This window comes from Pseudomonas sp. NPDC090752, from assembly GCF_055584805.1.
Genome location: NZ_JBVJLI010000005.1, coordinates 298540 through 306789, shown reverse-complemented (window position 1 = coordinate 306789; position 8250 = coordinate 298540). Strand labels below are relative to the sequence as shown.

Here is an 8250-nt window from a genome sequence, read left to right as displayed (position 1 = left end):
GTTCCAGGGCATGATCAAATACCTCCTGATCATGCGTATTAGCCTGTAAACAATGTCCCCGGTTTGAAATGTAAACGATGTCTTCGGTTTGTACCGCGGGCAAGCCCGCTCCCACAGGTTCGCAACAGGCCTTTGGCTCTGCGGGGCCCCTGTGGGAGCGGGCTTGCCCGCGAAGAGGCCCTTACAGGCTGTCAGCGCGTGACTGCCTTGGGCTTATAAGCACAATACCCCGGCCGCGGCCCGATCTTCGGGTGATTGCGGCAGGTATCCGGGCGCTTGTCATAAATGGTGCACAGCCGGCTCTTACGATCCAGGTACATGCAGTCATCGTTGCTCATCCGGGTCAGGGTGAAGATCCCCGACTTCTGGTTGAAGCGTTCGATGATGCCTTCCTTCTGCAGGCGCTTGGCCACGTTCTTCGGCGGCTCGTCCTTTTCGAACTCGTCCACCACGCCGATGCGGATCAGGTCTTTGATCTTCACTTCCACGGGCAGCGTGCAGCAGGTCGAATGGCAGCCCCCGCACATATGGCTGGCGTAGCGCTGCCAGGTTTCCAGGCGGTCGACTTCGGCCGCGGCAATCAGGGTCGTTTTCATCGTTATAGGTGGTGGATCACGGTCTTGGGGCGCGCGATGATACCGGAGTTGTTCAATTTGTGAACAACCTTTTGCCGGATTGGCCATGTGGGCATGAAATCTGCGAACACAGGCTGCCACTCCCTGTCGAAGGGTCTAGTCTCATCAATCTCCCTGCGCTTTCGTCAATTTGCCCGAGGATGCCGCATGTCCCAGGAACCAAAAGCACGTGATGCCGAGGTGGCCGATTTTCGCGCCGCGGTACTGGACAAGCTGACCTACGCGGTCGGCAAGGACCCGGAGCACGCCTTCGACCATGACTGGTTCGAGGCCATTGCCCTGGCCGCCCGCGATCATATGGTCGATCACTGGATGGATCACACCCGTCGGGCCTACCGGCGCAGTCAGAAACGCGTCTACTACCTCTCCCTGGAATTTCTCATCGGCCGCCTGCTCTACGACAGCCTGAGCAACTTGGGCTTGCTGGATATTGCCCGCGATGCGCTGCAAGGGCTGGACGTGGACATCGAGCGGATCCGTTTGCTGGAACCGGACGCGGCGCTGGGCAATGGCGGCCTTGGCCGGTTGGCAGCCTGTTTCATGGAGAGCATGTCGACCTTGGGTATCGCCGCCCACGGCTACGGTATCCGCTATGAGCATGGGCTGTTCCGCCAGGCCATGGTCGATGGCTGGCAGCAAGAGCAGACCGAGAACTGGCTGGATTTCGGCAACCCTTGGGAGTTCGAGCGCGCCGAGGTGATCTATCCGATCAGCTTCGGCGGCAGCGTCGAAACGCTGAGCAATGGCCACGGCCAGCAGCGTCAGGTCTGGACACCGGGTGAAACGGTGCGGGCGGTGGCGTATGACACGCCGGTGGTCGGCTGGCGCGGGGCCAGCGTCAACACCTTGCGTCTGTGGCGTGCCCGGGCGCTGGAAGATTTGCACCTGGAGCGCTTCAACGCCGGCGACCACCTGGGTGCCGTGGCCGAAGTGGCACGCGCCGAAAGCATCTCGCGGGTACTCTACCCGGCTGACAGTACCGAGGCTGGCCAGGAACTGCGCCTGCGCCAGGAGTACTTCTTCGTCTCGGCATCGCTGCAGGACCTGCTGCGGCGCCACCTGAACATGCACAAGGACTTGCTCAACCTGCCCGATGCCGCAGCGATCCAGCTCAACGACACGCACCCGTCGATTGCCGTGGCGGAGCTGATGCGGCTGCTGGTCGACCAGCATGAAATACCCTGGGAAAAGGCATGGGAGCTGACCGTCGGAACCTTGGCCTACACCAACCACACCCTGCTGCCCGAAGCCTTGGAAACCTGGCCAGTGGCGCTGATGGAGCGCATGTTGCCGCGGCACATGCAGATCATTTACCTGATCAATGCCTTCCATATCGACGCCCTGCGCGCGAAGGGCTTGCATGACTTCGACGTGTTGCGCGCGGTGTCGCTGATCGAAGAGGACAACGGCCGCCGGGTGCGCATGGGCAACCTGGCGTTCCTTGGCTCGCACAGCGTCAACGGGGTGTCGGCGCTACACAGCAAACTGATGAAGAGCACGGTGTTCGCCGAGCTGCACAAGCTCTACCCACAGCGGATCAACAACAAGACCAACGGCATCACCTTCCGCCGCTGGCTATACCAGTCCAACCCGCAACTGACCGCGATGCTGGTCGAGGCCCTGGGCCCGGAGCTGCTGGATGACCCCGAAGGGCGCCTGGCCAACTTGGTACCGTTCGCCGACAAGGGCGGTTTTCGCAAGCAGTTCGCTGCGCAGCGCCTGCACAGCAAGCGCGCGCTGGCCAGCATCATTCAGGACCGCGTGGGGGTCACGGTCAACCCCGAGGCGCTGTTCGATGTGCAGGTCAAGCGCATCCACGAATACAAGCGCCAGCTGCTCAACCTGCTGCACACCGTAGCCCTGTACCAGGCCATCCGCAACGACCCTGGCACCAACTGGGTGCCACGGGTGAAGATCTTCGCTGGCAAGGCCGCCGCCAGTTACCACCAGGCCAAGTTGATCATCAAACTGGCCAACGACATCGCCCGAGTGGTCAACAACGACCCCACCGTGCGTGGCTTGCTCAAAGTGGTGTTCCTGCCCAACTACAACGTCAGCCTGGCCGAGAGCATCATCCCGGCGGCGGACCTGTCGGAGCAGATCTCCACGGCCGGCTACGAGGCCTCGGGTACCAGCAACATGAAATTCGGCCTCAATGGCGCGTTGACCATCGGCACCCTCGACGGTGCAAACGTCGAGATGTGCGAACAGGTGGGTGCCGACAACATGTTCATCTTCGGCCTGACCGCGCAGCAGGTCGAGGCGCGCAAGCGGGCCGGTGATTTTGGTGCCAGCGCCGCGATCGCGGCCTCCAACCGTTTGAGCGATGTGTTGCAGGCGATACGCAGCGGTGTGTTCTCGCCGGATGACCCTGGGCGTTATGCCGGGTTGATCGACGGGCTGGTGGCCTATGACCGTTTCCTGGTCTGTGCCGATTTCGATGCCTACTGGGATGCCCAGCGGCGTGTCGAGGAACTGTGGCACACGCCGCAGGAATGGTGGCGGATGGCGGTGCTGAATACGGCGCGGATGGGCTGGTTCTCTTCGGATCGGACCATTCGCGAGTACGCCACCGACATATGGAAGGCGCTGGATTGAGCACTGGGGCCGCTGTGCGGCCCATTCGCGGGGCAAGCCCGCTCCCACAGGATTTCCGTTGCCTCGAAGGCTGCACAAAACCTGTGGGTGCGGGCTTGCCCCGCGAATGGGCTGCGCAGCAGCCCCACTCGACAGCCGGCCTGGCCGAGGCTGAACTACCGACCTAATGTGCCGTCTGACTGCCCAGGCGAGTCTCTTTACTCGCTAGCATTCAACTCTCCCTGTAAACTGCGGGGGTTTTCTCCCCCAATCCGTCCGGAGCCATACATGTCCCGCGTTACCCTGAGTCGCTATCTGATTGAGCAGACCCGCAGCAACAATACTCCTGCCGATCTGCGCTTCCTGATCGAAGTGGTGGCGCGTGCGTGCAAGGAAATCAGCCACCACGTGTCCAAAGGCGCCCTCGGCGGCGTGCTGGGCAGCATGGGCACTGAAAACGTGCAGGGCGAAGTACAGAAGAAGCTGGACGTGATCTCCAACGACATTCTGCTCGAAGCCAACGAGTGGGGCGGCCACCTGGCCGGCATGGCCTCCGAAGAAATGGACAACGCCTACCAGATCCCAGGCAAATACCCGAAAGGCGCTTACCTGTTGGTCTTCGACCCACTGGACGGCTCGTCGAACATCGACGTCAACGTCTCGGTCGGCACCATCTTCTCGGTACTGCGTTGCCCTAACCAGTACCTGAGCCAGAACGAAAGCCTCAACGAAGAGGCCTTCCTGCAGCCAGGTACCGAGCAGGTCGCCGCCGGTTACGCCATCTATGGCCCGCAGACCATGCTGATCCTGACCCTGGGCAATGGCGTCAAGGGTTTCACCCTGGACCGCGAACTGGGCAGTTTCGTCCTGACCCACGAGAACATCCAGGTACCGGCAACCACCGCCGAATTCGCCATCAACATGTCCAACCAGCGTCACTGGGAAGCCCCGGTGCAGCGCTACGTGGGTGAACTGCTGGCCGGCGAGACCGGGCCGCTGAAGAAGAACTACAACATGCGTTGGATCGCCTCGATGGTGGCCGACGTACACCGCATCCTGACCCGTGGCGGTCTGTTCATGTACCCGCGCGATGCCCGCGAGCCAAGCAAGCCAGGCAAGCTGCGCCTGATGTACGAAGCCAACCCGATGTCGTTCATCATCGAACAGGCCGGCGGCGCCTCTACCAATGGTTACGAGCGAATCCTCGACATCAAGCCGGAGAGCCTGCACCAGCGCGTGTCGGTGATTCTCGGCTCGAAGGAAGAGGTCGAGCGCGTCACCGCCTATCACAAGGAGTAAGTCATGCTCGCACCTTGGCAGCCGTTGCTGGAGTGGTGGTTCGGTTGGGGCGCCAATGCCCAGGCCGTGGCTGACGAGAAGAGCACGCTGTGGTTCGGCAAGCATTACGATGCCGACGCCCAGGTGCTGTTCGGCGACCTGGTCGAGCAAGCCCTGGCGGGCGGGCTCGACGAGTGGCAGCAGAGCCCGCAGGGCTGGCTGGGCCTGCTGATCCTGCTGGACCAGCTGCCGCGCATGATCTACCGCGACACGCCACGCGCCTTCGAAGGTGACCGACGTGCCCAGGTGGTGGCGATGCAGGGTCTGCAGAAGGGCTGGGATTACCAGCTGTTGCCGATCCAGCGGGTGTTCGTCTTGCTGGTGCTGGAGCATGCCGAGGTGTTGGACTGGCAGAACCTGAGCGTCGAGCGCTACCAGGTGCTGCTCGATGAGCAGCCCGAGGCCCATCGGCGCTTGTTCGAGGGGTTCCTCGACTACGCCGAGCAGCACCAGCGGGTGATTGCCCGGTTTGGGCGCTTCCCGCATCGCAACCTGATGCTGGAGCGGCCGAGTACCAGCGAAGAGATGGACTTTTTGCTGGAGCCTGGGTCCAGGTTCTAGTTCGCCTGTACTGGCTTCTTCGCGGGGCAGGCCCGCTCCCACAGAGACTGCGCCAACTTTGTGGGAGCGGGCTTGCCCCGCGAAGCAGGCACCACCGAACTCAGATTCTGAAACTGCCCACCAGATGCTTCAACCGCTCGACCTGACGTTCCAGGTCGGTGCAGGCACGCAAGGTGCTCTGCAGGTTCTGCACCCCTTCCTGATTCAACGTATTGATCTCGGTGATGTCGACATTGATCGACTCGACCACGGCCGTCTGCTCTTCGGTAGCGGTCGCGACCGACTGGTTCATGCCATCGATCTCGCCAATGCGCTGGGTCACACTGCCCAGGCGCTCACCCGCCTGGTTGGCGATGCCCACGCTGTGGTCGCTGTGCTCACGGCTCTGGTTCATGGTGCTGACGGCCATCTGCGCGCCGGCCTGCAGCTCTTCGATCAGGCGTTGCACCTGCTGCGCCGACTCCTGGGTACGGTGGGCCAGGTTGCGCACTTCATCGGCGACCACGGCAAAGCCACGGCCGGCTTCACCGGCGCGGGCGGCCTCGATCGCGGCGTTGAGCGCCAGCAGGTTGGTTTGCTGTGAAATGCCGCTGATCACGTCGAGAATCTGGCCGATGTTGGCAGTGTGGGCATTGAGCGTTTCGATGTTGCCGCACGAGTCACTGATGCGCGCCGACAGTTGGTTCATCACGTCGATGGTGCGCCCGACGACCTGTTGGCCCTCCTCGGCCAGCCCCCGTGCATCGCTTGAATGCTGCGACGCCAGGGCCGCGTTCTGGGCGATTTCCTGCGCGGCGGCGCCGAGTTGGTTGATGGCCGCGGCCACGCTGCTGGTGCGGCTGGACTGCTGATCGGCGTTCTGGATCGAAGCATTCGAGGCGCTGACCACTTGCGTCGCCACCGCGTTGACCTGGCCGGTGGCCGAAGCCACTTCACGAATCGACTCGTGAATGCGTTCGACGAAGCGGTTGAACGACTGGCCAAGGCTGCCGAATTCGTCCTGGGCGTGGATGGTCAGGCGCCGGGTCAAGTCACCTTCGCCTTCGGCGATGTCATGCATGGCCCTGCCCATCAGGTGCAGCGGCTCCATCAGCACGCGGATCAGCAGGCCGAGCAGGGCGATGATCACCAGCACGGCGATCAGAGTGGCGACCATGGCCGAGCTGCGTAGCTCGCTGAGCATGGCGAAGGCCGCTTCCTGATCGACCACCAGTGCCACGTACCAGTCAGCCGAAGGCACGCCGTCGACGTGGGTGAAGCTGATGAACTGCTTGCGCCCATCCAGCGTGACCTCCTTCAGACCCGTGCCGATGCGCGGAGTGTCGAGCGGATAAACGTCGGCCAGGGTCTTGAGCGCGAGGTCTGCCTTCGGATGGATGAGGATCTTGCCTTGGCCGTTGACGATGAAGGCATGGCCGTGGCCATCGAAGTCGAGGGTATTGATCAGCTTGCTGATGGTTTGCAGGTCGGTGTCGACACCGCTGACGCCGATCATCCGGCCCGCCTGCTGCACGGGGGTGGCCAGGGTGATCACCAGTTTGCCGGCCGAAGCCGAGATGTAGGGCTCGGTGACGATGGTCCGGTTGGCGGCGCTGGCCGCCTTGTACCAGCCGCGTACGCGCGGGTCGTAGTCGGCGGCGCGGCTGCCGACCGGTACCGACTGCATGCTGCCGTCCTGGCCGCCGAAATAGGTGAGCTGGAAGTTGCTGGCATACACCGGCAACGCCAGGCTGCGGTCGAGGCTGGTTTTGCCAGGGCCGTCGACGGCGATCTGTTGGGCCAGCGAGTCGAGCAGCTGGATGCGGCTGTCGAGCCAGTTGCCAATGTTGCCGGCGGTAAGGCTACCGAGGTCCTGCAGGTTGGTCTGGGTATCGCTGCGCAGGGACTGGCGCTGGCGATAGTCGTTGAACAGCACGAAACAGGTAAAGGCGACGGCCACCACCAGGGCGGCGGCCAGCAGGATCTTGTGGCTGAACTTCAGGTTCTTGGTCATTTTTTGTGATCTGCACAAGGCAAGGCGAAGGAGGCGCTGCGACCATGCGTCACAGCGTGCTCGCTGTGTCGACGCGGGGCGGGAAAACATTAATCGTTTGCGTGGCACCAGGCGACCAACGGTGTAGAACGAAAGGGGGGGTGCCAGGGAACCAGGGAGGGATTTTCCCGTCGAAGGTCACTGCAGGCCACTCGCCTGCATCCACCTTTCAGGAGTGTCCCTTCATGTCGTTGCGTTCCCTCGCCCTGTTGTCCCTGTGCGTCGTCCTGACTGCGTGCAGCAAGATCAATCAGGAAAACTATTCCAAGCTCAAGGCCGGTATGAACAAGGCCGAGGTCGAGCAACTGCTCGGCACGCCCACCGAGTGCTCTGGCGCGCTGGGCATGAGCAGTTGCACCTGGGGGGACGAGAAGAGCTTCATCAGCGTGCAGTACGCTGCTGACAAGGTGCTGATGTATTCAGGGCAGGGCCTCAAATGACGCGTCTGCACCTGCTGCTGGGGTTGTGCCTGGTGATGCTATTGGGTGGCTGCGCCACCTCGGCCAACGACCCGCTGGCGCCCAAGACCGCCGGCAACGTCGACCTCAAGCGGTATCAGGGCAAGTGGTATGAGCTGGCGCGTTTACCAATGCCTTACCAGAGCGAATGCGCGCAGTCCGAGGCGCATTACAACCTCAAGCCTGACGGCTCGTACGGCGTGCTCAACCGCTGCCGCACGATGGGTGATGAATGGCTGCGCGCAGAGGGCCATGCCAACATCCAGCAGCCGGGGCATACCGACCGGCTGTGGGTCGAGTTCGACAACTGGTTCACCCGCCTGGTGCCGGGCTTGACCAAGGGTGAGTACTGGATTTTGTACGTGGATGATCGCTACCGCACGGCAGTCGTCGGCAGCCCCGACCGCAAGTACCTGTGGATATTGTCGCGCACGCCGACATTGCCGGCATGGGAGCGCGAGAGCCTGCTGGCCAAGGCCCGCCAGCAGGGCTATGACACCAGCCGGTTGATCTGGCGGATGGCGGACAAGCAGATCGTGCAGATGCACTGAGTCTGTTGTATTACCCCTGTGGGAGCGGCTTTAGCCGCGAAGCAAGCGATGCGGTGGATGGCACGGGCTTCGCCCGTGTTCGCGGGACAAGCCCGCTC

Annotated in this window: 7 protein-coding genes and 1 pseudogene; 5 read left to right on the top strand and 3 right to left on the bottom strand. The window is 62.6% G+C overall.

What is annotated here, in order from left to right; translation table 11 throughout:
* Positions 1–191 precede the first annotated feature (191 nt).
* Positions 192–596 (bottom strand): YkgJ family cysteine cluster protein, encoded by a 405-nt coding sequence (locus tag ACZ6YA_RS10080; protein ID WP_465896932.1) that lies wholly within the window; start codon positions 594–596, stop codon positions 192–194.
* A 186-nt stretch (positions 597–782) separates the two neighbouring features.
* Between ACZ6YA_RS10080 and ACZ6YA_RS10075 the strand changes: the two genes are divergently transcribed.
* From ACZ6YA_RS10075 to ACZ6YA_RS10065, 3 genes are all read left to right on the top strand, one after another.
* The gene (locus tag ACZ6YA_RS10075) at positions 783–3233 is read left to right on the top strand and encodes a glycogen/starch/alpha-glucan phosphorylase (RefSeq protein WP_465896930.1); all 2451 of its coding nucleotides are present in this window, start codon (positions 783–785) and stop codon (positions 3231–3233) included.
* A gap of 267 nt (positions 3234–3500) precedes the next feature.
* On the top strand, positions 3501–4511 hold the full coding sequence (locus ACZ6YA_RS10070; RefSeq protein ID WP_465896929.1) for a class 1 fructose-bisphosphatase: 1011 nt from the start codon (positions 3501–3503) through the stop codon (positions 4509–4511).
* 3 nt (positions 4512–4514) lie between these two features.
* The gene (locus tag ACZ6YA_RS10065; protein WP_465896928.1) at positions 4515–5111 is read left to right on the top strand and encodes a DUF924 family protein; all 597 of its coding nucleotides are present in this window, start codon (positions 4515–4517) and stop codon (positions 5109–5111) included.
* Positions 5112–5211: 100 nt separating this feature from the next.
* On the opposite strand, the gene ACZ6YA_RS10060 is transcribed toward ACZ6YA_RS10065, so the two are convergent.
* Both ACZ6YA_RS10060 and ACZ6YA_RS10055 read right to left on the bottom strand, forming a co-directional pair.
* Positions 5212–5937 carry a methyl-accepting chemotaxis protein gene (locus ACZ6YA_RS10060; protein WP_465896946.1) on the bottom strand — a complete coding sequence of 242 codons (726 nt, stop codon included), beginning with the start codon at positions 5935–5937 and terminating at the stop codon, positions 5212–5214.
* Between the two features lie 129 nt (positions 5938–6066).
* A pseudogene (locus tag ACZ6YA_RS10055) lies at positions 6067–7104 on the bottom strand (cache domain-containing protein); the annotation flags it as partial.
* A gap of 224 nt (positions 7105–7328) precedes the next feature.
* Between ACZ6YA_RS10055 and bamE the strand changes: the two are divergent.
* Both bamE and ACZ6YA_RS10045 read left to right on the top strand, forming a co-directional pair.
* Positions 7329–7583, top strand: coding sequence for an outer membrane protein assembly factor BamE domain-containing protein (gene bamE / locus ACZ6YA_RS10050; protein WP_079230016.1), 255 nt, complete (start codon positions 7329–7331; stop codon positions 7581–7583).
* On the top strand, positions 7580–8152 hold the full coding sequence (locus ACZ6YA_RS10045; RefSeq protein WP_400796492.1) for a lipocalin family protein: 573 nt from the start codon (positions 7580–7582) through the stop codon (positions 8150–8152). Before bamE ends, ACZ6YA_RS10045 begins: the two co-directional genes overlap by 4 nt.
* The last annotated feature ends 98 nt before the right edge of the window (positions 8153–8250 follow it).